General features: G+C 70.0%; 22 protein-coding genes. 14 read left to right on the top strand and 8 right to left on the bottom strand.

All coding sequences use genetic code 11. The features are described from left to right. Nucleotides 1-22: 22 nt before the first annotated feature. The 5 genes from Aco03nite_RS29460 to Aco03nite_RS29480 are packed head-to-tail and all read left to right on the top strand — an operon-like array spanning nt 23 to nt 4,125. Nucleotides 23-574: an RNA polymerase sigma factor gene (locus Aco03nite_RS29460; protein WP_203800391.1), complete on the top strand. Its 552-nt coding sequence runs from the start codon at nt 23-25 to the stop codon at nt 572-574. After that, nucleotides 571-1,377, top strand: coding sequence for a cupin domain-containing protein (locus Aco03nite_RS29465; protein WP_203800393.1), 807 nt, complete (start codon nt 571-573; stop codon nt 1,375-1,377). The genes Aco03nite_RS29460 and Aco03nite_RS29465 overlap by 4 nt, the downstream gene beginning before the upstream one ends. A 26-nt stretch (nt 1,378-1,403) precedes the next feature. Next, a complete protein-coding gene (locus tag Aco03nite_RS29470; RefSeq protein WP_203800395.1) occupies nt 1,404-2,204 on the top strand; it encodes an ABC transporter ATP-binding protein in 801 nt (266 codons plus the stop codon). Continuing rightward, nucleotides 2,201-3,526 (top strand): hypothetical protein, encoded by a 1,326-nt coding sequence (locus Aco03nite_RS29475; protein ID WP_203800398.1) that lies wholly within the window; start codon nt 2,201-2,203, stop codon nt 3,524-3,526. Before Aco03nite_RS29470 ends, Aco03nite_RS29475 begins: the two co-directional genes overlap by 4 nt. After that, a complete protein-coding gene (locus tag Aco03nite_RS29480; protein ID WP_203800403.1) occupies nt 3,523-4,125 on the top strand; it encodes a hypothetical protein in 603 nt (200 codons plus the stop codon). Before Aco03nite_RS29475 ends, Aco03nite_RS29480 begins: the two co-directional genes overlap by 4 nt. 10 nt (nt 4,126-4,135) lie before the next feature. Here Aco03nite_RS29480 and Aco03nite_RS29485 read toward each other — a convergent pair whose 3' ends face one another. Continuing rightward, nucleotides 4,136-5,017: a S1C family serine protease gene (locus Aco03nite_RS29485; RefSeq protein WP_203800406.1), complete on the bottom strand. Its 882-nt coding sequence runs from the start codon at nt 5,015-5,017 to the stop codon at nt 4,136-4,138. A gap of 765 nt (nt 5,018-5,782) precedes the next feature. On the opposite strand from Aco03nite_RS29485, the gene Aco03nite_RS29490 reads away from it, so the two are divergent. The 3 genes from Aco03nite_RS29490 (at nt 5,783) to Aco03nite_RS29500 (ending at nt 7,560) form a co-directional block, all read left to right on the top strand. Further along, nucleotides 5,783-6,253, top strand: coding sequence for a DUF732 domain-containing protein (locus tag Aco03nite_RS29490; protein WP_203800409.1), 471 nt, complete (start codon nt 5,783-5,785; stop codon nt 6,251-6,253). Between the two features lie 265 nt (nt 6,254-6,518). Further along, the gene (locus Aco03nite_RS29495) at nt 6,519-6,800 is read left to right on the top strand and encodes a peptidoglycan-binding protein (RefSeq protein ID WP_203800412.1); all 282 of its coding nucleotides are present in this window, start codon (nt 6,519-6,521) and stop codon (nt 6,798-6,800) included. Between the two features lie 55 nt (nt 6,801-6,855). After that, nucleotides 6,856-7,560: a TIGR03089 family protein gene (locus Aco03nite_RS29500; RefSeq protein ID WP_203800416.1), complete on the top strand. Its 705-nt coding sequence runs from the start codon at nt 6,856-6,858 to the stop codon at nt 7,558-7,560. Between the two features lie 3 nt (nt 7,561-7,563). On the opposite strand, the gene Aco03nite_RS29505 is transcribed toward Aco03nite_RS29500, so the two are convergent. Both Aco03nite_RS29505 and Aco03nite_RS29510 read right to left on the bottom strand, forming a co-directional pair. Continuing rightward, the gene (locus Aco03nite_RS29505; protein ID WP_203800418.1) at nt 7,564-7,989 is read right to left on the bottom strand and encodes a hypothetical protein; all 426 of its coding nucleotides are present in this window, start codon (nt 7,987-7,989) and stop codon (nt 7,564-7,566) included. 40 nt (nt 7,990-8,029) lie between these two features. Next, complete coding sequence (locus Aco03nite_RS29510; protein ID WP_239145527.1) at nt 8,030-8,455, bottom strand: GNAT family N-acetyltransferase; 426 nt, start codon at nt 8,453-8,455, stop codon at nt 8,030-8,032. Nucleotides 8,456-8,662: 207 nt separating this feature from the next. Between Aco03nite_RS29510 and Aco03nite_RS29515 the strand changes: the two genes are divergently transcribed. Then, nucleotides 8,663-10,615 (top strand): peroxidase family protein, encoded by a 1,953-nt coding sequence (locus Aco03nite_RS29515; protein ID WP_203800428.1) that lies wholly within the window; start codon nt 8,663-8,665, stop codon nt 10,613-10,615. On the opposite strand, the gene Aco03nite_RS29520 is transcribed toward Aco03nite_RS29515, so the two are convergent. Next, a complete protein-coding gene (locus Aco03nite_RS29520) occupies nt 10,588-11,211 on the bottom strand; it encodes a 5-deoxy-glucuronate isomerase (RefSeq protein ID WP_203800430.1) in 624 nt (207 codons plus the stop codon). The two genes, Aco03nite_RS29515 and Aco03nite_RS29520, sit on opposite strands and share 28 nt — an antisense overlap. 127 nt (nt 11,212-11,338) lie before the next feature. Between Aco03nite_RS29520 and Aco03nite_RS29525 the strand changes: the two genes are divergently transcribed. Beyond that, nucleotides 11,339-12,106: a dioxygenase family protein gene (locus Aco03nite_RS29525; protein ID WP_203800432.1), complete on the top strand. Its 768-nt coding sequence runs from the start codon at nt 11,339-11,341 to the stop codon at nt 12,104-12,106. Between the two features lie 48 nt (nt 12,107-12,154). Next, on the top strand, nt 12,155-13,162 hold the full coding sequence (locus Aco03nite_RS29530) for a TerC family protein (RefSeq protein ID WP_203800434.1): 1,008 nt from the start codon (nt 12,155-12,157) through the stop codon (nt 13,160-13,162). Nucleotides 13,163-13,624: 462 nt separating this feature from the next. Here the strand turns inward: Aco03nite_RS29530 and Aco03nite_RS53235 are convergent, their stop codons facing one another. The 4 genes from Aco03nite_RS53235 to Aco03nite_RS29550 all read right to left on the bottom strand — a co-directional run bounded on the left by Aco03nite_RS53235 (nt 13,625) and on the right by Aco03nite_RS29550 (nt 19,835). Further along, nucleotides 13,625-16,252 (bottom strand): amino acid permease, encoded by a 2,628-nt coding sequence (locus tag Aco03nite_RS53235; RefSeq protein ID WP_239145528.1) that lies wholly within the window; start codon nt 16,250-16,252, stop codon nt 13,625-13,627. Nucleotides 16,253-16,616: 364 nt separating this feature from the next. Next, nucleotides 16,617-16,769: a hypothetical protein gene (locus tag Aco03nite_RS29540; protein WP_203800435.1), complete on the bottom strand. Its 153-nt coding sequence runs from the start codon at nt 16,767-16,769 to the stop codon at nt 16,617-16,619. 1,012 nt (nt 16,770-17,781) lie between these two features. Then, complete coding sequence (locus tag Aco03nite_RS29545) at nt 17,782-18,435, bottom strand: response regulator transcription factor (protein ID WP_275415916.1); 654 nt, start codon at nt 18,433-18,435, stop codon at nt 17,782-17,784. Nucleotides 18,436-18,587: 152 nt separating this feature from the next. After that, the gene (locus tag Aco03nite_RS29550; protein ID WP_203800437.1) at nt 18,588-19,835 is read right to left on the bottom strand and encodes a sensor histidine kinase; all 1,248 of its coding nucleotides are present in this window, start codon (nt 19,833-19,835) and stop codon (nt 18,588-18,590) included. Nucleotides 19,836-19,966: 131 nt separating this feature from the next. On the opposite strand from Aco03nite_RS29550, the gene Aco03nite_RS29555 reads away from it, so the two are divergent. From Aco03nite_RS29555 to Aco03nite_RS29565, 3 genes are all read left to right on the top strand, one after another. Further along, complete coding sequence (locus Aco03nite_RS29555) at nt 19,967-20,866, top strand: ABC transporter ATP-binding protein (RefSeq protein WP_203800439.1); 900 nt, start codon at nt 19,967-19,969, stop codon at nt 20,864-20,866. Continuing rightward, nucleotides 20,863-21,657 carry an ABC transporter permease gene (locus Aco03nite_RS29560; RefSeq protein WP_203800441.1) on the top strand — a complete coding sequence of 265 codons (795 nt, stop codon included), beginning with the start codon at nt 20,863-20,865 and terminating at the stop codon, nt 21,655-21,657. The genes Aco03nite_RS29555 and Aco03nite_RS29560 overlap by 4 nt, the downstream gene beginning before the upstream one ends. 279 nt (nt 21,658-21,936) lie before the next feature. Continuing rightward, the gene (locus Aco03nite_RS29565) at nt 21,937-23,826 is read left to right on the top strand and encodes a M6 family metallopeptidase (RefSeq protein WP_239145530.1); all 1,890 of its coding nucleotides are present in this window, start codon (nt 21,937-21,939) and stop codon (nt 23,824-23,826) included. Nucleotides 23,827-23,849 lie beyond the last annotated feature (23 nt).

Consider the following 23,849-nt stretch of genomic DNA (forward strand, 5'->3'; position numbering starts at 1 on the left):
GGAAGCGGTCGTCTTTCCCGGTGTGAGAGAAAGCCTGGACGCGGTCGACGAGGAAGAACTCGTGCGCCGCACCGCCGCCGGTGATCGGCGTGCGTTCGACGAGTTGTATCGGCGTACGTCGCCGATGCTCGCCGTTCGGCTGCGGCGCCGGTGTTCGGATGCCGACGTCGTCGCTGACGTGCTGCAGGAGACCTACCTGTCGGTGTGGCGGGCGGCCGGCAGTTTCGCCGGGGCCGCCGCGCAGGGCAGTGCCCTCGGCTGGCTGTGGACGATCGCCGCGAACCGGCTGGTCGACGCGTTCCGGCGGCGGGCCCGGCAGGAGCAGGTGCCGCCGGTGCCGGTCGCCGAGACGGTGGCTCCGGCCGCCGAGGACGAGGTGATGGCCGGCCGGGTCGGGCAGGACCTGGAGCAGGCGCTGCTGCGACTTCCCCTGGAGGTCCGGCAGGTGCTGCGGGCGATGGTGCTGGACGGGCTCTCCGCCCGGGACACCGCCGTCCTGCTGAACGTGCCGGAGGGCACCGTGAAATCCCGCGCGCGGCGGGCCCGAATCGCGCTGCGGGAGGCGCTGTCATGAGCACACATCCGGAACCCACGGTGCTGGCCCGGTACGCCGAAGGCGACCCCGGCCTCGACGACGCCGCCGTCTGGACCGTCGAATCGCACCTGGAGACCTGCCCGGACTGCCGGGCACGGCTGACCGGCCACCTCACCGGCGACACCCGGGCCCTGCTCGAGACGGTCGCCGCCGGCATCGACCGGGGCATCGTCGCCGGGCCCGCCCCGGTCCGCAACCCGCGGGCCTGGTCGGTGACCGGCCGCCGCTGGTTCACCGTGACCCTGGCCCCGTGGCTGATCATGACGGCCGCGATGATCGGCTGCGCCGTCCTGATGAACGTGCTGGAACCGCAGATGCCGTCGCTGGTGCTGCTGCTGGCGCCGGTGGCCCCGCTGCCGGGGGTGGCGGTCGCGTGGAGCCGCCGCACCGACCCGGCCTGGGAACTGATCGCCGCCACCCCGGCGGCCGGGCTCGCCATGCTGCTGCGCCGGACCGCCGTGGTGCTGGCGGTGATCATGCCGCTGCTGGTGCTGGCCGGCGCGTACACCGGAACCTCGATCGCCCTGCTGCTCGCACCCTGTCTCGCGTTCACCGCGTCGTCGATCGCCCTCGGCGCCCTGATCGGGGTGCACCGGGCGGCGTTCGTGCTGGCCGCGCTCTGGGCCGCGGCGATCGTGCTGCCCACCCTCGTCACCGCGGAACTGCCCGTGGTCCTGCAGTCCGGCGCCGCCCCCGCGGGCTGGACCCTGGTCGCCGCCGTGACCACCGGTTTCGCCGTCGCCCGCGCCGACCTTTTCCGCCGCCTGACCAGCGGCAACTGACCGCACCCCCACTCTGGAGGAGAGACATGCGAACCATCAGTGCGGCCGAGACCGCGCCCGCTACCTATGCGTGGTCCGTCCACGCCGAACAGCTGAAGGTCAAAGCCGGGCGGCACCTGGCCGTCGACGGCCTCGATCTGCGGATGCAGAACGGCGTGCACGGGCTGCTCGGCCCGAACGGCGCCGGCAAGACCACCCTGATGCGGGCGCTGGCCACCGTGCTGCGGCCGGCCGGCGGCAAGCTGACCATTCTCGGTCAGGACGTCGGCGGGCGCGGCAACCTGCGGCAGGCCCGCCGGGGGCTCGGCTACCTCCCGCAGGAGTTCGGTTTCTACCCGAGGTTCACGGTGCGCGAGTTCGTCGAGTACATGGCCTGGCTCAAGGAGATGCCGAAGCACACCATCCCGGGGGCCGCCCAGCGGGCCATCGAGCGGGTCGGGCTCACCACCAGGGCCGACGCCCGGATGAAGACGCTGTCCGGTGGCATGCTGCGCCGGGCGGGCATCGCCCAGGCCATCGTCAACAACCCCCTGGTGCTGCTGCTCGACGAGCCGACCGTCGGTCTCGACCCGGAGCAGCGGCTGGACTTCCGGGAGCTGCTGCGCGACCTCGCCGTCGACAGCTGTGTGCTGGTCTCCACCCATCTGGTCGAGGACGTGGTCGCGGCCTGCACCGACGTGCTCATGGTGAACGAGGGCCGGCTGGTGTTCCAGGGCGACGCGAACACCCTGATCGACCACGGCGGGCCGAACGACGCCGGGGACAGCCCGGCCGAGCGTGGCTACTCCGCGCTGCTGCGCCGCGCCCGCAACGGGGGTGTGGCATGACCCGGGTGCTGCGTGTCCAACTGCTCCGTTTCGGCCTACCCGGCGCCCTGTTGATCCTGCTGGTCGGCACGGTCGCGCTGTTCCTCGACCGGGGCCTGTGGTCCGGCGGCTGGATGGAACTCGCCATGGAGCAGCGCGACCACCTGATGCTGTTGTGCCCGCTGGCCCTGGCGATCGGCGGCTGGCTGGCCCGCCGGGAGCACCGGGCCACGGTGACGGAACTCTTCGCCGGCACCCCCCGCCCGCAGCACCAGCGGGTTCTGCTCACCCTGACCGCCGTCGGCCTGCCGATCGCACTCGCCTACCCGGCGATCCTGGCGGTCTCCGCGCCGTGGATCATGGCGACCGCCGAGTACCTGCCCTCCGCCGCGTACGGTGTCGTCGCCGTCGGGGTCCTGGCCGTGATCGCGTCGGCCTGGACGGGCCTGGCCGTGGGGCGCCTGGTGCCCAGCCCCGCCACCGCGCCCGGACTGGCCGTGGCCGGATTCGTGGCCGTCCTCGCCGGGCCGATGGCATTCCGCGAGGAATGGCAGTCCGTCCTGGCCTCCCCGGCGTGGGCGATGAGCCCGTGGAACGAGTTCCAGACCGTTCCCGCCGCGGTCAGCGCGGCCCAGGCGATCCTGGCACTGACCGTGATCGTGGCCGCCGCGGTGGTGCTGTCGGCCCGCCGGTGGCAGACCCGGTCCGTGGCCGCGGCGCCGATCGCGCTCGGCCTGGTAGCCGCGATCGCCGTCATGCCGCACGACTACGACCGCGTCACCATCGACCCGGTGGCCCAGGAACTGGTCTGCACCGACGACGCGCCGCGCGTCTGTGTCGGCCGGGCGCACTCGGGGCTCCTCACCGAGATCACCCCCAAGGCGCGGGAGGCCCTGGCCCTGCTGGCGAAGCTGCCCGGCGCGCCGACCAGCGCCCAGGAGGACACCGACAACTACCTGGACGAGTCCGACATCAAGCCGCCGCCGGACGGCGTCGTCGAGTTCCGGATGGAAGTCGGCCCGGACGGTCGTCTCGCGGACGCCGGCCACCTGGTCACCCGGATGCTGGAGGGTGGCGGGACGAGCTTCGCGAACTGCACCGAATTCTACGAGATCCCGGTGGCGCGAGCCGCGGGCTCCTGGCTCTCCGGCCGGGCGCCGGTCAACGATCCCGAGGAGGCGGGCGTCACCTTCGACGACGGGACGCCCTACACCGTCCTGCCCGAGACGACCGCGCTGTGGGAGAAGCTGCGGGCACTGCCCGAAGCGGAGGCGCTGGCCAAGGTGGCGGCGGTCCGGAAAGCCGGGCTGGAGTGCACGGACATGACGGGACTGCTGGGATGAGGTATCTCGGACTGCACCTGCGGGCCCGGCGGATTCCGGCGGCGCTGGCCGCGGCGGCCAGCGGCACCCTGGTGCTGTGGACGGTGGTGGCGGTCTTCTCCGAGGTGCCGGACGCCGACATCAGCCTGGTCACCCTGCTCGTGCTGCTGCTGGCGGCCGTGGTGGCCCCCACCCTCGGCGGTCACGACGACGCGCTGGACCGGACCAGCGCGCTGCGCTGGCTGCCCCGGCGGGCCGCGCATCTCCTGGTGGCGCTCGTGATCATCCTGGCTCTGGTGCTGGTCACGCTGCTGACCGGCGCCCGGTTCGGGCCGGCGGCGCTGGTACTCCGGGACGCGGCCGGGCTGCTCGGCCTGACCGCCCTCGGCGCGGTGGCGCTCGGCACGGCACGCTCGTGGTTCCTGCCGCTGGCGTGGACCCTGCCGGTGGTGATGACGCCGTTCGCCGGGGCCTCGGTGCCGTTGCAGGCGCTCACCTGGCAGACCCAGCCGCACGACAACCGGACGGCCGCCGTCGTCGCGACCGTGATCGCGGTGGCCGGGCTGGTCGCGTACGGGGTACGCGGGTCAGCACTGCGCGATATCAGATCAGCGGCCTGAAAGGGGCCGGTCAGAGCTTGGCCTCGAGCTGGCGGACGACGCTGGTGACGGTGTCGGCCGGGATGGAGAAGCCGAGGCCGACGCTGCCGGTGCTGTCCCCGGCGGTGGCGATGGCGACGTTGATGCCGACCACCCGGCCGGACGTGTCGACAAGCGCGCCACCGGAGTTGCCCTGGTTGATCGCGGCGTCGGTCTGGAGCAGGCCGCTCAGCTTCTCGTCGCCGGTGTCCAGGGAGCGGTCCAGCGCCGAGACGATGCCCGAGGTCACCGTGCCCTCCAGGCCCAGCGGGGCGCCGAAGGCCAGGACCGTGTCACCGACCGCGACGCTGTCGTCGGTGGCGAACGTGACCGGGGTCAGCCCGGACAGGCCGGTGGCCTGCACCAGCGCCAGATCGTGGGTCGCGTCGGTGGCCACCACCGAGGCGGGCACGGTCTGGCCGGTGGACAGGCGGACGCTGACCGTGCCGTCCGACTCGATGACGTGGTTGTTGGTGAGGATCAGGCCGTCGGCGCTGAGCACCACCCCGGACCCGAGCGACGACGACCGGTTGCTGTCGACGAGCACGGTGACGATGCTGGGCTGCACCTTCGCCACGATCGGCGCCAGGTCGCTGGTCTCGCTGACCGTGGTCGCGACGACCGAGGCCCGGGCGGGCTGATCGTTCACATAGCTCTCCACCAGGAACGCGCCCGTGGCGCCGCCCCCGGCGATCAGCGCCAGCACCGCCGCGCCGCCCGCGATCCGCTTCTTCCACCGCGGGTCGCGGGGCCCGGCCGGCATCGGCGACGGCACGTAGTGCACCGGCGGCAGATCGAAGGTCACCCGCCCGCCACGGTGGTACGGATCGTGGCTGTGCTCGTTCACGCCGGGGCGCGTCATCAGGTCGGTCATGTGAACGAGATTGCGCCTTCATCTTGTTCGGCAGCGGTGAGACGTCTGTGACCTTGCTGTGCCCGGGGTACCCCGTCCGGGTGTCTCCGGCGCGGCAACCCCCATCCGCGCGCACGGTGTCTAAGGTCGTCCGGGTGTTTCTCCCCGAGCTGCCCCCGGCTTCCCCCGACGCTCAACGCGACCTCTGCCCCGCTCCCCCGGTGTCCGCCCGGACAGCCGACCGGAGGTCCGGTGAAACCCCGCCCCCACCCGCGAGTTTCACAGCCGCCCTCCAACAACTTCCCAGCCGCTTTCCAGTAGCCGCGCCCGAGGCCCGGACCCCCCGGTTCTCCGCCAACCTGCTGGCCGGCACACCCCACGCCCCTCGACCGCGCAACGCCGAGCCCGGCTCCCCGGCCCCGCGCTCGGCGAACGACACGGCGAACGACACGGCGGACGGCAGGGCGAACGACAGGGCGAACGACACGCCGGACGGCAGGGCCGCCGGGCCGGACGGTGGGAACGCGCGGAACGGTGGCGGCCGGCCGACGGTGGAACGGCGCCCATTCGGACCGACGATCACCGAGCCCACGGCGGCCCTCCGCCGAGGCCGGCCGGCAGATCTCCGCGGCCGGCGCTGACACCGCCCCCGAACCGGCGCCCCGGCCACAGCTCGCCGCCGGCGCCCCGACACCCCTACCTCAAGCGCCGGGAGATCACTTCCGTCGACGAACAGTGCAGCGGCGGTCCGTGCGGGTACGGGGCGCCGAACCTCAGGAGGTGTCGTTGAACAGGCTCGGACTTGGCGTGTTGACCGGGGCGATGGCCGTGATGTGCATGGGTGGATGCGGTGGCGCCGACTCCGTACCGCAATGGCGGGATCCTCAGCCGTCGCAGGCGGTGACCGGCCCGGTTGCCGAACCGCTCGCGGATGACGGGCCGGAACCACCGGCACCGTCGGAGGGGACCTGGGAGGGACTGCGGGAAGGGCCGTTGGACTCGTCGCCGGGATCGGTCACGCCCTCGTCCCCGGAGCCGGGTGCCGATTTCGTGGCGGCGGTGCGCGGAAAGATCCCCGAGGCCACCATGGACCTCCGCAACGAGGAGATCGCCGAGATAGGCCGCCGGGCGTGCGACTCCCTGACCGCCGGGGATCCCCGCCGATCGGTGGTCGAGGACCTGGGCGATTTCGGTCTCGAGAAACCCGACGCCCGAGAGTTGATCAAGGCGGCCCGGTCGACACTCTGCGCCTCGTAAGGCTCCCTGGGAGGACGGCCAGGCTCAGATCGTACCGGCAATTTGTCCGATTTGTTGTAGTTTGTCGATCTCGTAAGTAGGATTGACAGCTGCCACAGCGCCCAACCGGCCCCCGTCGCCGTTGAATGCGAGACGGCCGGCCCCGCCGTGGAGTGGGGTCGGCCGAAAGTCGCAGCGGTACACAGGATGTGGAGACGGTGGGCAGATGTTCGGCACAGGTCCACCCGAGATGCTGTGTTCACCCACAACAAATCGGGAGGTCAGGATGTCCGCACGAGGAATGCTCAGCCTGGTCGGGAACGCGGTCGGTGGGCTGATCGGATGGTCGGAGCAGGTGCCCCCGGCCGACCCGGAGGTGTTGCGCGGCCTGTTCGCGGACCTCGGGGTCCGGGTCGGCACGGACGAGGCGGAGCTCGACGAGGCGGTCCGCTACTTCCAGTCCCGGACGGGTCTGCCGGTGGACGGCGAGGCCGGTCCGCGCACCGTGCATCTGCTGGCGCGGTACGCCACCGAGGCCCGCGAGATGACCCGGATCCGAGCCGCCTGATTTACCTCGGAAGAGTGATGCCGTCGCACCGGGGGCACCGTTAGGGTGAGGCGCGATGAGCGACCAGTTGATCACCTACATCGACGACAGCACCGGCGAACGGACCGGCCTCACGGCGTCCGAGCTGGGTGAATGGGTCGCGGCGACGGCATCCCTGCTGTCCGGGGAGTGCGGGTTGAGCCGGGACAGCCGGGCCGCGGTGTTGCTGCCGCCGCACTGGCAGACGGCGGCGGTGCTGCTGGGCGCGTGGGCGGCCGGGATCGAGGTGTCGTTCCGGGCGTGGAGCACGGCCGGCCTGTCCGGCGAGACCGATTCCGATCTGGACGTGACCTTCGTCGAGCGGCGGCGGGTCGGCAGCTGGCTGGAGGACGTGCCACCGGCGCGTTTCCAGTTCGTGCTGGGTCTGGCGCCGGGCGGTCGCGATTCTCCGGACGTACCGCAGGGGTATCGGGATTTTCCGCCTGCCGCCCGGGCCCATCTCGGGACGCCGCCACCGCAGGCCGGGGTCGCGGTGGACGAGGCGGCGACGGTCGACGGCACGACCTTCGGGGAGTACGGCGCGGCAGCCGCCACCCTGGCCTCGGCGCGCGGGATCACCGCCGGCGACCGGGTGCTCGTCGACGTCACGTCCTGTGAGGAGCCGATGATCTGGCTGATGGCCCCGCTGACGGCCGGCGCGTCGATCGTGCTCTGCGCCAATCTGGACGAGTCCCGCCTGGCCGGCCGCATCGCCGCGGAGGGTGTGACCCGCCTGCTCTAGGTCCTAGGACCCGCGCGGCGGCTCGAACCTGTCGCAGTCGTCGCCCTCGGCCAGGGCCGGGCTCAGCCCGTTGCACAGCCGGATCGACGGCAGGGTCGCGGCGCTCCACGGCAGCCGGGTCGCCTCGGTCCGGAAGGTGGCGGTCCCCGGCTTGCACAGCACCGCGAACGTGTGCCATTCGATCCCGTCGGCGGGCCCGTTGGTGGTCATCTGCAGCACACCGCACCGGGTGGATCCGCTGACCTTGAGCTCGACGGTGAGCGCCGGACTGCCCTTGCCCTTGACGCCGCGCCGGATCTCCGCCGGTGCCTTGCCGGTCGCGTAGACCCCGCTGGCGGAGGCGCCCGGGACGGCGACCTTGAAGGCCAGATCCGGGGCGCCGACCGGCGGGGCCGACATCAGCAGCAGGACGGGGAGTGAGTTCCACACCGGCTCATCATCCCACCGAACCAGCCCTGTTCCGGACATTTCACCCGGCAGATGGACGCCGCATGCAGACCCGGGGCCACCTGTCGAGGCCGGCCGCCGCCTCGTGTGCCCGGACCGCCCGGAGCCCCTCCCCCACAGTCTCGTCCGGCATCACCGCGAACCCCAGCCTCCGGTAGTACGGCGCGTTCCAGGCGACGTCGGCGAACGTGGTCAGGGTGAGAGCCGGCGCACCCACCCGCTCCGCCCAACCGGCCGCCGCCTCGATCAACAGCCGCCCCACCCCCTGCCGCGCGAACCGGGGATCGACCGACACCTGCTCGACGTGCACGTCCCCGTCGACGAGATCAGCCAGCAGATATCCGGCCACCCGCTCGCCCGGGGCGACCGCGACCCAGGCCCGGCCGTCCTCCGCGTACTCCCCGAGCACCGCGACCGGCAACGGCTCGTCGTCGGCGATCGATGCCATCCCGATTCCGCGGAACAATTCCCCGGCGGCCCGTTCGATCTCCTGAAGCTCCGTCAATTCGTCCGGTCGCGCCGCCCTTATCCTCACGTCAGCGATTCTGCACCATGTGCCAACACGTGTGCCCGGCGCTGTCATCAACCCGGCATCGCATTAATGCGCGACTGCCTAACGTGGCCGCTGGACCAGAATTGGCGAAGGGAATGAATCATGCCCCGACTCGGACACGGCCGCCCGATCACCGACCACGACATCGACAAGGCCAAGCGGGATCTGGCCGTTTACGCCGCCGACGCCCCGCTGGCGTTCGCCCTCGCGCCGCCGGTCAGCACCCAGCCGTTCGACCTGCTCTTCCCCACGTTGCAGGACGACGAGGCGAACCTGCTGCCACGGTTACCGGACACCCCGGCGAAACTGAAGCGGCTCGGCGCCGCGATGAAGGACGACGACCAGGGCGACGATCCGTCCAAGGACGGCCCGATCCCGGCCGCCTACACCTACCTCGGTCAGTTCATCGACCACGACGTCACCGTGGAGATCCAGGACACCAGGTTCGGGTCCGGCGGCCCGACGGTGCTGCTCGACCCGGCGATGACACCGCTGAGCCTGGCCGACATCCGGCGGGTGATGCGCAACCAGCGCACCGCCACCCTCGACCTGGACAGCGTCTACGGCACCCCGGCACCGCGGGATCCGGACAATGAGGACCGGATGAGACTGGGCGTGGTCCAGAAGCTCGGGCAGACCGATCCGCCGCTGGCCCGCCCGCGCGGCAAGGGCGACGACAACGACCTGCCCCGCAAACCGCGCAGCACCGACCCGGACATCGACCGCGAGGCGCTGATCGGCGACCCGCGCAACGACGAGAACACCATCATCTCCCAGCTGCACGTGGCGTTCCTGAAGGCGCACAACGCCCTGATCGACCAGGGGCTGCCGTTCCGCGAGGCGCGCCGGGTGCTGCGCCAGCACTACCAGCACATCGTGGTGCACGACTTCCTGAAGCGGGTCGCCGATCCGGCGATCGTCGACGACGTCGTGGTGCACGGCAACAAGTGGTACAACCCGCACGCCGAGCCGTTCTTCATGCCGCTGGAGTTCGCGGTCGCCGCGTACCGGTTCGGGCACTCGATGGTGCGCGGGCTGTACGACTTCAACCTGAACTTCCGGGCCAGCCGGAACCCGGCGCCGGGCTCGCTGGACCTGCTGTTCACGTTCACCGCGCTGAGCGGGCAGCTCGGTGACTTCGACACGCTCCCGGAGAACTGGATCATCGAGTGGGAGAACATCGCCGGCCCCGGCAACCCGATGAAGGCCCGGAAGATCGACACCAATCTGGCCTCCACCGGCGGCGGGGCGCTGTTCGGCCTGAAGGACAACCAGGGCCGCCCGGAGCAGCCCGCCCCGGACGCCGGCCGGCTCGCCGTCCGTAACCTGCTGCGCGGGTACCGGCTGCGGATCCCGACCGGTCAGGCGGTCGCCGACCTGCTCGGGGTGCGGACACTCAGCAAGGACCAGATCCTGGCCGCGGCCGGCAACGCCGATCAGCGGGTGGCGCTGGAACAGAGCGAGTTCCTGACCCGTACGCCGCTCTGGTACTACGTCCTGGCCGAGGCGAAGGCCCTGCACGACGGGGCACACCTGGGCCCGGTGGGCAGCACGATCGTGGCCGAGGTGCTGGTCGGCCTGGTCCGCCGCAGCGAGGACTCGGTCCTCAAGCAGCCGGGCTGGAAACCGACCCTGCCGTCGGAGAAACCCGGGCGGTTCGAGCTGGCCGACCTGTTGCGCCTGGCCAAGGTGCTGCCGGGGCATCAGCAGCCGCTGACGTACCAGGTGCGCCAGGGTGACAGCCTGGCCCGGATCGCGCGCGAGCAGCTCGGCGCGGAGAACCGCTGGCCGCAGATCTTCGTGCTGAACCGGGCCACCCTGCCGAACCCGAACCGGATCTTCCCCGGCCAGGTGCTGTTCCTGCCGCCGAAACAACCGGTCGGCCCGATTCCGCGCCTTTACCCGGTCAAGTCCGGTGATTCCCTGTCGAGAATCACCCGGAAAAAGCTCGGCAACGAGAACCGCTGGCGCGAGATCTTCAATCTGAATCGTGATTTCGTGCCCGACCCGGATCGGATCTTCCCGGGTCAGGTGCTCGTCATTCCGGAGAATTGACCCACCCGTACCGACAGGTGGTAGAGATCGTGTCCGGGCGCCGCAACCGCCGGGGCACATTCCGGCAGCAGCACCACGTCCCCGGTGCGCACCTCGATCGGGCTGCCGTGCACCAGCTGATAACCGTGGCCGCTGGTGACCTCGTAGTAGCGGATCTCCCCCGGCCCGTTCTCGTCCGGCGATCGGCTCCCGCCCGGGACCAGCACCTCCCGGGCGATCAGCCGGTCGGTGGCGAAGGTGTCCGGGGTGTCCTCGGCGGCGCCGTACCGGAACGGCAGGTCCCGTCCGGCGCGGGCGGCCGGCAGCGCGAACCGGCCGCCGTTCGGCGCACGCAGCGTGGCGGTGGTCCCGCGCGGCAGGTAGGCGACGTCGGTGCCCCGGGCGAAGACCGAGCGCCGCCCGGTCAGGGTCATCCGCTCGTCGTCGCAGGCCACGTCGCAGCCGCCGAGCAGCGGCACGACGAGCACCTCGTCGTCACCGGTGCCGAACCGGACCCGCCCACCGACGGCGAGGGTCACCACCCGCAGACCGGTGCCGTTCAGGGTGACGTAGACGTCGAAGGGCCGCTCCCCGGTCGTACCCCGCGGCACCTTCATCGGTACCCCCTCCCGCACTCCAGATAATGCCGGATCGGCGATGCCGTCAAGACCGGTTTTAGTTGCGCCGACAAGTAAACCGGCGTACTGTCACCATCAAATAGTTGAAGCTTCAACGGAGGTCACCATGCGGATGCCAGCCCTCTTCCTCAGCCACGGCGCCCCGCCTCTGGTCGACAGCCCGGCCTGGGTGGAGCAGCTGCAACAGCTCGCCGCCACGCTGCCGCGACCGAAATCGATCCTCGTGGCCTCGGCCCACTGGGAGTCGGCCCCGCTGATGCTCGGCGCGACCTCCCCGGTCCCGCTGGTCTACGACTTCGGGGGATTCGCGCAGAAATACTACGAAGTTCAGTACCGGGCTCCGGGCGCCCCGGTCCTCGCCGAGCAGGTCGCCGCCCTCATGCCGGATCACCAGACCGTCGCCCGCACCAACCGCGGCCTCGACCACGGCGCCTACGTCCCGCTGACCGTGATGTACCCGGATGCCGACATTCCGGTCCTGCAGATGTCGCTGCCCACCCTGGAGCCCGGCGAACTGCTCGACCTGGGCCGGCGTCTCGCGCCGCTGCGCGACGAGGGCGTGCTGATCATCGGTTCCGGCTTCACCACGCACGGGCTGCCGTTCCTGCGTGACTGGAGTCCGGAGGCGGCGGCGCCCGGATGGTCCCGCGAGTTCGACGCGTGGGCCGCCGAGACCCTCGCCCGTGGCGCCGTCGACGAGCTGGCCGACTTCCGCGAGCGCGCGCCCGGCATGCCCTACGCGCACCCGACCATCGAGCATTTCGCCCCGATGTTCCTCACCCTCGGCGCCTCGGAGAACCCGGAGCAGGCACCCGAACAGCCGATCGACGGCTTCTGGATGGGACTGGCGAAGAGGTCCTTCGTGGCGGCGTGATTCCCGTTTCCCAGCATGTTTGCAGGATCTTTGGGGATCCTGTGAATCATGCTAGAGGTCTCCGCGCTCGGGTGGATCGTGACCATCGGGGTCATCGTCGCCCTGCTCGCCCTCGATTTGACTCTCGGGGTGCTCCGTCCACATGTCGTCGGCTTCAAGGAAGCCGCCGCCTGGTCCGTCTTCTACATCGCCGTGGCAATCGTCTTCGGCGTGGTCTTCGCGAGCATCGCCGGTTGGGATTACGGCACCGAGTACTTCGCCGGGTACATCGTCGAGAAGAGCCTGTCGGTCGACAATCTCTTCGTCTTCGTCATCATCATGACGACCTTCGCCGTGCCCGAGCGTTACCAGCAGGAAGTTCTCACCTTCGGCATCATCATCGCGCTGGTGCTGCGGGTCATCTTCATCGCGGTCGGTGCCGCACTCCTGAACGCCTTCTCGTTCATGTTCCTGGTCTTCGGCGGCATCCTGCTCTACACCGCGGTGCAGCTGTTCCGGCACCGCGACGAGGATCCCAGCGTCGAGGAGAACGCCCTCGTCAAAGCCGGCCGCCGATTCCTTCCGGTCACCGACGACTACGTCGAAGGCAAGATGATCACGCGCGTCGACGGCAAGCGCATGGTCACGCCCCTGTTCCTGGTCCTGCTGGCGATCGGCGGCACCGACCTGCTGTTCGCCCTGGACTCGATCCCCGCGGTCTTCGGCGTGACCGAGGAGGCGTACATCGTCTTCGTCGCCAACGCCTTCGCCCTACTGGGCCTGCGCGCCCTGTTCTTCCTGGTCAAGGGCCTACTGGACCGCCTGGTCTACCTGTCCACCGGCCTGTCGATCATCCTCGCCTTCATCGGCGTGAAGCTGATCCTGCACTGGGCCCACAAGGACATCAGCGAGGGCGTACCCGAGGTCTCCACCCCGGTCTCCCTGGCCGTCATCATCGGCATCCTGATCATCACAACGGTCGCCAGCCTGATCAAATCCGGAAAGGACCCGTCCCTCAAAGCCCACCCCGGCAGCCTGAGGGCAGCCCCCAAGTCCGACGACCACGCCGGCAAGTAGCCCGACGATGCGAGGGGGTCGCTGTTCAGGCGACCCCCTCACAACCTTTCCGCCGGTACGAATTCCCCACCCCACAACCGCACCACCCCGCAAGCCCCGACAACGCGAGGCAGGCGTCACACCGGGCCACCCCAGCGCCCGCCGGGCCATATGCGGTGGTTCCGGAAGGCAAACCCCCACCCACGCCACCGGCCGATCCCGCACCACCCAACCACCCCAACGCCACCGGCCGATCCCGCACCACCCCCAACGCCGCTGGGCGATCCCGTACCACCGAACCACCCCAATGCCGCCGGGCGATCCCGCATCACCGAGCCACCCCAACGCCGCCGGGCAATCCCGTACCGCCGGGCAATCCCACGCCTTCGCCCTGATCCCAGGTCGCCACCTCCGTCCGGCGGCTCACGCCTCTAGCCTTGCCAGATTTTTCCGACTTGTCGCTTATTTACTGATGTTCCAACGTCAGCGAGGTTCATCACTCTCCGGGGCCGGCGTCTGCTCCGGCGCACGCGGTGCCCTCGGACGAGGCGGCCGACGCTGAGACCCGGACGCCCCCGAACCGGTCGACCCGCTTCCGGGCTCTCCTTCGTCGTCCGCCGCAGCCCGCGACCTCGGAATTCGCGGAGCAACACCAGGCGCCCCACCAACTCCCGGCGCGCCGTTGGCACCTGACGTCCCGTTGGCTCCCGGCGCCCCGCCGACACCTGGCGCTCCGCTGGCACCTGACGTCCCGTTGGCTCCCGGCGCCCCACCGGCCCCCGGTGTCCCGTCTGCACCTGATGGCGTGTTCGCCGAAGAAGCCGCCCCGGCCGCCCCATCCGGCCTGCGACTCTGCCCACCAGCAGCCCGTTTCCGCGGTGAAGGCGTCCGCCGAACCGCACCGCCGGCAGCCGAATCGCCACTACCGGCCGCCGGCCCGGCGTCTGCTGTCCCTTGCCCCGCGGTCCCCGCTGCCGACTTCCGCGGGCGAGCGGTTCGGGGCCGAGGAGACGGCTTCCGCTTCACCCCGTCCCCGGCCACGGTGGGCGCCACACCCCCGGTATCAGCCACCGGGTTCTCGATCCGGTTGTCGACCACCGAAGCCGTGCCTTCACGACGCTCCACCGGCACGTCCTCGCCTTGACGCTCCACCGGCACACTTTCGCCACGACGCTCCAGCGGCGCGTCTTCGCCACCCGGCGTCGCCTCGAACCGCCCGTCGCCGGCGGCCGACTGTCCGCCCTCTACTCGTTCCCCACCGTCGGCCCGCGCAGGACTCTCCGACTTGTCCCGGTTGTCGGTCCGCTCTCGCCCCTCCGTCAGATCCGGGCCGCCGGTCAGATCCTGACTCGCCGCTCGCTCCGAACTGTCGGTCCGCTCCCGGTCCTCCGTCTTGTCCCCGTCACCGGCCCGTGCCCCGGTTCCCGGCGTCACGTCTTCGGCTCGCGTTCCTTCGACTCCGGCTTGTGTTTCCCGGTCGCGAGCGTGTGTTCCCCGGTCACGGCCTTGTGTTCCCCGGTCGTCGGCTTGTGTTCCCCGGTCACGGGCTTGTTCTTCCCGGTCGCGGGCTTGTTCTTCCCGGTCGCGCTCCGCCTCGGCTCGGGCCTCCTCCGGCCCTTCCCGCAGGTCTTCCTCTCGCGCCGGACGGGACGTCTCGGTCCAGGTGGTTCCGGTCGCGGTGGGCGAGGCCGCCCCCTCCCGGGTCGCGGGCGGTTGACCGGTTCCGATCACCGCGTACACCTCAGGCTGCTGGGTCTTGAGCTTTTTGCCCCAGACGATGCCGATGATCAGGACGATCAGGAAGGACAGCACCGGGGACCAGATCTTGGCCGGGTTGTCGCTGCCGAGCAGATCACCGAAGAACGCCACCGTGATCAGCAGCACGAGCCAGAGGAAGACGGTGGAGATCCACGGGGCGATCGAGCGCCGCCACCGGATCTCCGAGCTGGGGTTGCGGCGGAAGTAGCGGACCACCGCCACCGACGCGATCGTCATCAGGATCAGGACGCCGAGGCCGCCGGAGACGGTGCCGAAGAAGAACAGGTCGGTGGTCGGGTTCCACGCCCCGATCGCGAAGATCACCAGCACCACGAAGGCCAGCGCGGACTGCGCGATCGACGCCGCGACCGGAACGCCCCGCCGGGTCGTCGCGAGCGCCTGCGGGAGCACTCCTTCGCGCGCGACGGTCAGCCCGTACCGCGCGACGGTGTGGTGGAACGCCAGCATCGCCGCGAACAGGCTGGTGGCGAAGAAGATCCGGCCCAGATCGACGATCACCGTGGGCAGGTACGGTTCGGGGAGGAAGAAGAACAGGTCGTCGAGGTGGTCGGCGGCGACCGCGACGATCTGGTCGGGCCCGGCGACGACCGACATCGCCCAGGCGGTGCCACCGTAGAGGAACGCGGCCACGAGCAGGGTGAACCCGATGGCCCGGGCGATGGTCCGGCGTGGATCGCGGGCCTCGGCGGCGTACACCAGCGGGGCCTCGAACCCGACCATGCCCGCAATCGCGGCGACCAGCAGCGACACACCGCCCGCGCTGGCGAGCAGTGCGGGGTTGAGGGTGTCGAACGTGACCGCGCCCCCGGCCGGGTTGCCGATCATGACCGAGTCGAAGATCAGAACAATGAGCACCTCGGCGCAGACCAGAACGGTCAGGATGCGTGCATTGAGGTCAATGTCCAGGCGCCCGAGAACGGCGATCAACGCCCACCCGAGCAGCGCCAGGATGATCCACGAGACATCGATCCCGAAGATCGCCAAAGCGTTGTGCGCGGCCACTCCGAAGGCCCCGTAGAGGCCGATCTGCATCGCGTTGTAGGCGAGCAGAGCGACAAAGGCGGTGCCGACCCCGAGGGGCCGGGAAAGACCGATTGCGGCGTACGCGTAGAAAGCACCGCTGTTGGGCACGTGCCGGGCCATCGCGGCAAGCCCGACCGCGAAAACCCCGAGAACGGCGGCGACCAGCATGTACGCCACCGGAATGCCCTTCTCGCCCACCTGGCCGTACCCCAGCGGGAGGGCTCCGGCCACAATGGTGAGTGGTGTCATGGCTGAAACCGCGATGACGAAGATCGGCCACGTGCCGAGCTTCCGCTCCGGCTGGGACATGGCGCCTCCCGAAATTTTCTGCAGACAATCGAAGACCGACTCCATAATGACCTTTAAATCGGATGATCGACATAGAGAAAACTCGATCTTGAATAGAACACCCCCACCGAACCTTTCCAACCCGGACTTTCACCCGGGCGCGCGCCCTGGCCCGCCGTGACCCGGCCGCCCCGGCGCCCAACCACCCCACACAAAAGGATCTTCAACCGAACACCGCCGCCGGCCACCCCCACTGCCACCCACCCATCCGCCACCGCCCAGACGTCCGCCACCACCCGCACAGACGCGGCCACCGCCACCCGCAAGGACGCGGCCACCCACACGGCCACCACCACCATCCGCACGGACGCGGCCACCCGCACGGCTACGGCCACCGCCACCCCACGTCCGCCGCCATCCGGACGTCCGCCGCCGCGCGCACGGCCACCCGCACGTCCTGCCACCGTGCGGACGCCCGCGCCGCCCGCACGGCCACCCGCAGGGACGAGGCCACCCGCACGGCTACGGCCACCGCCACCCGGACGCAGCCACCCCAGGGCCACCGCCTCCCAGACGGACGCCCTCACCACCCGCGTTCAGCCAGCAACCTTCGGACAGACGTCTTCAGCAACCACCGCCACCCGGGCGCCCTCATCACCCGACTTCAACCGAACACCCTCACCCAGACGTCTTCAGCAGCCGCTTTCAAAGATCAGCACGATTCAGCCGCTCCGGACGCTCCGGGCTTTCCGCGCGTTCCGAGCGTTCCGAGCGCCGCCAGTGTTCCGCGCGCCCCGGTGTTCCGCGCGCCCCGGTGTTCGGCGCGCTCCGGTGTTCGGCGCGCTCCGGTGTTCGGCGCGCTCCGGGCGAGCGCAGCCGGATCTCCTAGCGCAGCCGGATCCCAGAGTTTCACCCGCTCAGGCGTGGGGTACTTTTCCCGGATGCCATTAGGACCTCAACCTCAAGGCCGCCGAGGCACGGTGGAGGAGCCCTACAGCCCTCTCAACCTACGGTTGGTCCTGGCCGCGTTCGGTCTGGTGGTGTGCACGGTCTTGTCGGCCCTGCTGTTCCGAGCAGGCTGGACCATCCCAGGCTGGCTACTAGCAGCATGGGCGTTAGCCGCCCTCGTAGACATCGTGGTGATCCAACTCCGCCGCCGAGCCCGAGCCCGCACCGCGTCCGGCCGCAACCACTCCCTCTTCGAGTAGCTCAGCCCGCTTCCTCGATCAGCCCAGCCCGCTTCGAGCAGCCCAGGCCGCCGCAGCCACTCCCACCTTCAGTAACCCATCCCGCCTCACCCCGTCCAACAGGCCAGCTCACCGCAATCCCTCGCTCTTCCAGCTGCCCAGCCCACCGCAACCGCTCCGCTTCCACTGACCAGCTGGTCAGCTGACCTCCATCGTCAGGCCAGGCCAGCGTCGTTGACCAAGTCGGCATCGTCAGGCGAGGCCGGTGTCGTGGGTCAGGTCGGCATCGTCAGGCCACGCCAGCATCGTGGGCCAGGTCGGCATCGTCAGGCCAGGCCGGTGTCGTGGGTCAGGTCGGCATCGTCAGGCCAGGCCGGCGTCATGGACCAAGAGCGCCACCTGCACGCGGTTGTTCAGGTCGAGTTTGGTGAGAACCCGGGAGACGTGCGCTTTCACCGTCGCCACCGACATGCGCAGTTCGGTGGAGATCTCCGCGTTGGAACACCCCTGCGCGACCGCCAGCGCCACCTCCCGTTCCCGGACGCTGAGCATTCCCAGCATCTCGGCCGACCGCCCTCGTTCAGGCGGAGCCCCACCCGCGACATGCGCGATCAGTTGCCGGGTGACGCTGGGCGACAGCATCGCCTCCCCCTGTGCAACCTTCAGCACCGCCGCCCGGATCTGCCCGGGTGGCGTGTCCTTGAGCAGAAACCCGCTGGCACCGGCCCGCAACGCCCGCAGAACGAACTCATCCGCGTCGAACGTGGTGAGCACCAGAACCTCGGGCGCCCCCGGTTGCCGCCGCAACGCCTCGGTAGCCGCGAGCCCGTCCACCTTGGGCATCCGAATGTCCATCAACACGACGTCCGGCGCCCACCGAGCCACCGCTTCCGGCACGTCAGCCCCGTCGGCCGCTTGCCCGACAACGCTGACCTCCTCGTCCCCCGAGAGAATCATGGAGAGCCCAGCCCGAACCAACGGATCGTCATCGACGATGAGCACCCGAACCGCGTTCACTGAACCCTCACTCCCACCGGTGACCCCGGTCCCCTCATTCGTCTCCTCCCCGACCGCGCACCTGCCGGCCCGGACTACACCTACGTTCGCAACCCCGTCATGACCGTCTCTCATCTCGGCGGGCATCAGCTTCACGTCCTCCGGCTGCCCGGTCAGGGTGGCCAGGGCAGCCAGGCCGTGAGCACGAAGTCGTCGTCGGCCCGGCCGTGGTCGAGCCGCCCTCCGGCGAGCAGTGCCCGCTCGGCGAGACCGATCAGCCCCACCCCGGTCCCTGGGATCGGGGTCACCGGGACGGTGACCGGCATCGGATTGCGGATCTCCAGGGTCAGCCCATCGCCGACAGACCCGCTGACGCCGACCCGCACCGCTGCCCCGGGCGCGTGCTTCCGGACATTGGTCAGGGCCTCCTGAACGATCCGATAGGCGGCCCGCCCGGTCGCCGACGGCACGGTCTCGGGGTCGGCCAGGATGTCCAGCCGCACCCGCATGCCGGCCGCCCGGGACTCCTCGGCCAGTGCGGGCAGGGCGCTGAGGGTCGGTTGTGGTCGTTCCGGGGTGTCTTCGTCCTCCGGCTGGCCGGTGCGCAGCACACCGATCACCGCCCGCAGATCCTGCAGCGCCTGGTGTGCGCTGGCCCGGACCACGGACGCCGCACCGGCGATCTCCTCCGGTGGCGCTCCGGGACGGAACTCCAGCGCGCCCGCGTGCAGGCTGAGCAGGGAGATCCGGTGGGCGAGGACGTCGTGCATCTCCCGGGCGATCCGGGTGCGCTCCAGAACCCGGGCCTGAGCGATCCGTAGTCGCTGCTCGGCTTCGGCACGCTCCGCCCGGTCCCGCCAGGAGACGATCAACTGGCGCCGGGCACGCACCTGCATGCCCCAGAGGGCGCAGATGACCACCAGGACCATCCCCCACCAGAACGTCTCCCACATGCCGGCGTTGGACTCGGGGCGGAGCATGGCGAAGGTCAGGTTGCCGAACGCGACGAAGACGACGTACACCGCAAGGATCGAGAAACGCCTGTGCACGGCGACGGTGAAGACGACGATCAGCAGGGCCATGCCGCTGGCCAGCGAGAAGTAGGCCAGCAGGCCCACATAGAGCGCGAGCGGTGTGAGGAAGCGGCGTCGCCACCACAGCCCGATCGCGGCGATCACGCTGGCCACACCATCGGTGACGGCCAGCCAGGCCGGGCTCGGCGACCACTGCGCCGCCGTCGTCGGTGGGACGCCGTGCAGAAGGTCCCTCGTGATCCAGACGGCGAAGGTGATCGCCAGGGCGAAGCAGACGGTGTCGACGATCCAGTCCCGCGTAGACCGTCGGGCGGGCACCGGGCCGGCCGGGTCCGCGGCCAGCGCGGATGGCCACAGCCAGCGGTACTCCGGCGACGACGTCCTCATGACGTGACTTTACGGGCGGGCGCACGCGCCCCGATACCGACCAAAGTAGCGGTTGTGGGTTAGACCAAGGTTTGCGGACATCGACCGATGGCCGAAGCGACGGTCGCCTCGCGAGCCGCACGCTGGTCCACATGATTGAAGTCAGGAACCTCACCAAGACGTACGGCGCCCAGCGCGCTGTCGACGATGTGTCGTTCACCTGTGAGCCGGGCACGGTCACGGGTTTCCTCGGTCCCAACGGGGCAGGCAAGTCCACCACGATGCGGATGATCTGTGGTCTCACCCCGCCGACGTCCGGCCGGGCGACCGTGGGCGGGGTGCCGTACCAGCGTCTCGGCAGCCCGGGCCGGCACGTGGGCGTGCTGCTCGACGCGTCCGCCCAGCACGCCGGCCGCACCGGGCGGGAGGTGCTGGCCCTGGCCGCGATGACGATGGGGCTGGACACGGCCCGGGTGCCCGAGCGGCTGGCCCGGGTCGGGCTGACCGGCGCCGCGCCGAAAAGGCGGGTGCGGGCGTACTCACTGGGCATGCGGCAGCGGCTCGGTCTCGCGTACGCGATGATCGGTGATCCTGCGGTCTTGATCCTGGATGAGCCGGCGAACGGTCTGGACCCGGAGGGCATCCACTGGATGCGCGGGCTGCTGCGCGATTTCGCCGACCGGGGTGGCACCGTCCTGCTCTCCTCCCACCTGCTGCGCGAGGTCGAGGTGATCGCGGATCGTCTGGTGGTGATCGGTAGCGGGCGGATCCTCACCCAGGGTGACAAGAAGGATCTCCTGGGCGCCGCCGGGACGCTGGTCCGGACCACCGATCCGGCGGCGCTGGCGGCTCTGTTGCAACGCATGGGGATCACCGGGACGCCCTCCGTCGACGGCAGTGTCCTGGTGCCGTCGGACCCGCAGACCATCGGCCAGGCGGCCGCGGCGGCCGGAGTCGTGCTGCTGGAGCTGCGACCGGCCGGCGCCGGTGGTCTGGAAGAGATGTTCCTCCGGCTGACCGCCGGATCCGACTTCGAAGGAGCTGCTCGATGACCACGACCACCGCACTCGCCACCGCTCCCCCGGCCGGGTTGCCGGCGGGCGCCGTCGCACCGGTCCCGTTGACCCGCCTGACGCTCGTCGAACTGCGCAAACTCGCCGACACCCGAGCCGGCATGTGGCTGTTGATCGTGATCGGCGTGGCCACCGCGGCGACCTCCGCGATCGTGCTGGGCTGGGCCGAGGCGAGCGGGCAGACCTTCGGCGCGCTGTACGGTTTCGGCCTGCTCCCGTCGTCGGTGCTGCTGCCGGTCCTGGGCATCCTGTCGGTGACGAGCGAATGGTCGCAACGGACCGCGCTGGCGACGTTCACCCTGGTCCCGGCGCGGGGCCGGGTACTGGCGGCGAAGGTGTCGGCAGGTGTCCTGATTGCGATCGGCTCCGCGGCCGCGACCGCGGTCTGGGCCGCCGCCGCCAATCTGCTGGCCATCGCGCTCGGTGGTGACGGCACATGGACCATGGACTCGTCGCTGATCTGGCAGAGCCTGCTGCTCCAGGTGATCTTCGTGCTGATGGGCGTCGGGTTCGGCGCGCTGCTGTTGAACACGCCGCTGGCGATCGTCATCTTCTTCGCGCTCCCCACGGTCTGGACGATTCTGGGTGAGACCATCAGCGGTCTGCGTGACGTGGCCGCGTGGCTGGACATCAACGTGACGTCGCAGGCACTCGGCCAGCCGGACATGGCGTCGGGTGAGTGGGCACGGCTGGGGGTGTCCACCGCTCTCTGGGTGCTGCTTCCGCTCCTCCTCGGCACGGTTCGTGTGCTCCGGCGGGAGGTTTCCTGATCCGCAACGGCTGGTGTTGGCGTCACGATCCGGCGATCAGCGGTAGCGTCCCGAGACGTGACGCGTACCCTATTTGCCAGCTTCGCGGCAATCATCGCTTCCATCCCATTGTCCGCTGGCCCGGCGCCGGCCGCGCCACCGACCGTTCCCCGCCCGTATCCGACCGCCAGCGAGACGCCGCCCAACAGTGATTGGCCGTTCGAGGGCCGGCTGCATGCCCCGACCAGGCTGAAAATGCACGGGGAACCACTTCCGCCCGCCAGCTACGTACCTCGCCCGATGCGGAAACCCGGGCCGCGGATCTCGGTCCAGAGCCCGGAGCTCGGCACTGTACGCAGTTGGGTCGGCCTCAACATGATCGACGACGACGTGTATCGCAAGGACTACACGCTCCGTGGAATCGGCGAGCACATCGAGGTCTGGGTCGCGAAGGACGCCACCTTCCCGGACGGCGACTGCCGCGGCAAGACCTCCACCGAGATCACCGACGCTCAGGTGGCCGCGCTGGTCGGCGACTTCGACAAGACCATCTACCCCAGAGAGACCAAGGCTTTCAGTACGCCACCGGACCGCAACGGCACCAACGCCGGGCTGCCGGGCGACTTCACCGGGGCGGGGAACCGGACCGTCACCCTGATCGACAACGTCCGCGACGAGAACTACCTCGAGTTTCCGCAGCGGCAGACGTACATCTCCGGCTTCTTCTCCGAACAGCTCAACGAACTGTTCGACCGCAACGTGATCACGCTCGACGCCTTCGACTGGGCACACCGGAGCGGGGCGAATCCCGCCCACCAGCCCTCCGACGACCTCTGCACGAGCCGCCCCTCCCGGCCCCGCATGTACGAGTCGACCTTCGCCCACGAGTGGCAGCACCTGCTCGCCTACTACACCGACCCGGACGAGGACGTGTGGGTCAGCGAGGGCCTCGCCGACTACGCACAGTCGCTCACCGGCTATGTGGACGCCGGCCTCGGTGTGCATCATCAGGGCTTCGACAACCACATCGTCTGCTATCAGGGTTTCGGCCTCACGAAGACCACCTTCAACCCGAACCCGCGCGACTGCGGCGGCCCGTCGAATTCGCTCAACCTCTGGTCCGAGGGTGAGCCGGACGAGATTCTCGCCGACTACGGCATCGTCTACAGTTTCATGCTCTATCTGCGGGACCGCTTCGGCACGAAGGCGCTCACCGCACTGCACAAGGACAAGAAGAACCACGGCCTCGCGGCGATCGCGGCAGCGCTGCCGACGGGCGTGAAGGTGCACGACGTCCTCCACGACTTCCAGCTCACCGCCCTGGTCGACAAGATCGTCAGCCGGCCGGGCGGAGTGGTGAAAGGTGTCCCCCGCGAGCGGGTGATCTCGCCGAGCCTCAACAGCACGGTGAACCTGGACAACCCGGCGTCGTACGGCGAGGCCGGAGCCGCTCCGAACGGCGCCGATTACATCAAGCTGCCGAAGGAATGGCAGACCCTCCGATTCGACGGGGCGAAGACCCTGCCTCCGGAGCCGCTTGCCTGGACTCTCGACGCCGGGGCTCTCTTCTCCGGCAACACCCCGGACACCGACACGACGGCGGCAAGGCAGGTCGACGTGCCGGCCACCGATCCGGTTCTGCGGTTCAAGTCGACCCACGGGCTGGAGGAGAAGTTCGACTACGGGTACGTCACGGTGTCCGGTGACGGCGGCAAGACCTGGCAGATGGTGAAGGGCGACACGACGGTCGAGGGCCCACTCGGCCCGGCGCTCACCGGCAAGGCCACCGGCGTCGCTCTCAACTTCGACCTCAAGGCGTACGCCAAGAAGCGTATTTTGATCGGGTTCCGTTACGTCAGTGACGGCGCCGTCAGTATCGGCGGCTGGCACGTCTCCGACGTCAAGATCGGCTCGACCGCGATCGGGCGCAACAGTTTGGACGGCTGGAAGTCGCCCACCCAGATCCGCCCGGTGGCCGTCGACAAGTGGCACGTGACCCTGGTCGGCCTGACCCGCACGAAGGCCAAGGTCGTCCCGCTGACCGATTTCGCCGAGGTCAGTCATTATCCGAAGGTGGTCGCGATCATCGCGTACGACGAACCGACCGGCACGGTGACTCAATTCGCCCCCTACACCTTGAAGGTCGACGGCAAGCCGTTCCCGCCTGCCGCCTCGAATCCGAAGCCGTAACCAGCACACTTTCTTCTCGCGGC

This window comes from Actinoplanes couchii (genome assembly GCF_016862075.1).
GTDB classification, from domain to species: domain Bacteria; phylum Actinomycetota; class Actinomycetes; order Mycobacteriales; family Micromonosporaceae; genus Actinoplanes; species Actinoplanes couchii.

Bases quoted from the DNA above. Each gene is read 5' to 3' on its own strand.
- Aco03nite_RS29500 (WP_203800416.1), top strand. From the start codon at position 6,856: ATGAGCGACCAGTTGATCACCTACATCGACGACAGCACCGGCGAACGG.
- Aco03nite_RS29510 (WP_239145527.1), bottom strand. From the start codon at position 8,455: ATGGCATCGATCGCCGACGACGAGCCGTTGCCGGTCGCGGTGCTCGGG.
- Aco03nite_RS53235 (WP_239145528.1), bottom strand. From the start codon at position 16,252: ATGTCCCAGCCGGAGCGGAAGCTCGGCACGTGGCCGATCTTCGTCATC.
- Aco03nite_RS29480 (WP_203800403.1), top strand. From the start codon at position 3,523: ATGAGGTATCTCGGACTGCACCTGCGGGCCCGGCGGATTCCGGCGGCG.
- Aco03nite_RS29520 (WP_203800430.1), bottom strand. From the start codon at position 11,211: ATGAAGGTGCCGCGGGGTACGACCGGGGAGCGGCCCTTCGACGTCTAC.
- Aco03nite_RS29565 (WP_239145530.1), top strand. From the start codon at position 21,937: ATGCGGAAACCCGGGCCGCGGATCTCGGTCCAGAGCCCGGAGCTCGGC.
- Aco03nite_RS29560 (WP_203800441.1), top strand. From the start codon at position 20,863: ATGACCACGACCACCGCACTCGCCACCGCTCCCCCGGCCGGGTTGCCG.
- Aco03nite_RS29550 (WP_203800437.1), bottom strand. From the start codon at position 19,835: ATGAGGACGTCGTCGCCGGAGTACCGCTGGCTGTGGCCATCCGCGCTG.
- Aco03nite_RS29485 (WP_203800406.1), bottom strand. From the start codon at position 5,017: ATGACCGACCTGATGACGCGCCCCGGCGTGAACGAGCACAGCCACGAT.
- Aco03nite_RS29465 (WP_203800393.1), top strand. From the start codon at position 571: ATGAGCACACATCCGGAACCCACGGTGCTGGCCCGGTACGCCGAAGGC.
- Aco03nite_RS29470 (WP_203800395.1), top strand. From the start codon at position 1,404: ATGCGAACCATCAGTGCGGCCGAGACCGCGCCCGCTACCTATGCGTGG.
- Aco03nite_RS29525 (WP_203800432.1), top strand. From the start codon at position 11,339: ATGCGGATGCCAGCCCTCTTCCTCAGCCACGGCGCCCCGCCTCTGGTC.
- Aco03nite_RS29495 (WP_203800412.1), top strand. From the start codon at position 6,519: ATGTCCGCACGAGGAATGCTCAGCCTGGTCGGGAACGCGGTCGGTGGG.
- Aco03nite_RS29515 (WP_203800428.1), top strand. From the start codon at position 8,663: ATGCCCCGACTCGGACACGGCCGCCCGATCACCGACCACGACATCGAC.
- Aco03nite_RS29475 (WP_203800398.1), top strand. From the start codon at position 2,201: ATGACCCGGGTGCTGCGTGTCCAACTGCTCCGTTTCGGCCTACCCGGC.
- Aco03nite_RS29555 (WP_203800439.1), top strand. From the start codon at position 19,967: ATGATTGAAGTCAGGAACCTCACCAAGACGTACGGCGCCCAGCGCGCT.
- Aco03nite_RS29530 (WP_203800434.1), top strand. From the start codon at position 12,155: ATGCTAGAGGTCTCCGCGCTCGGGTGGATCGTGACCATCGGGGTCATC.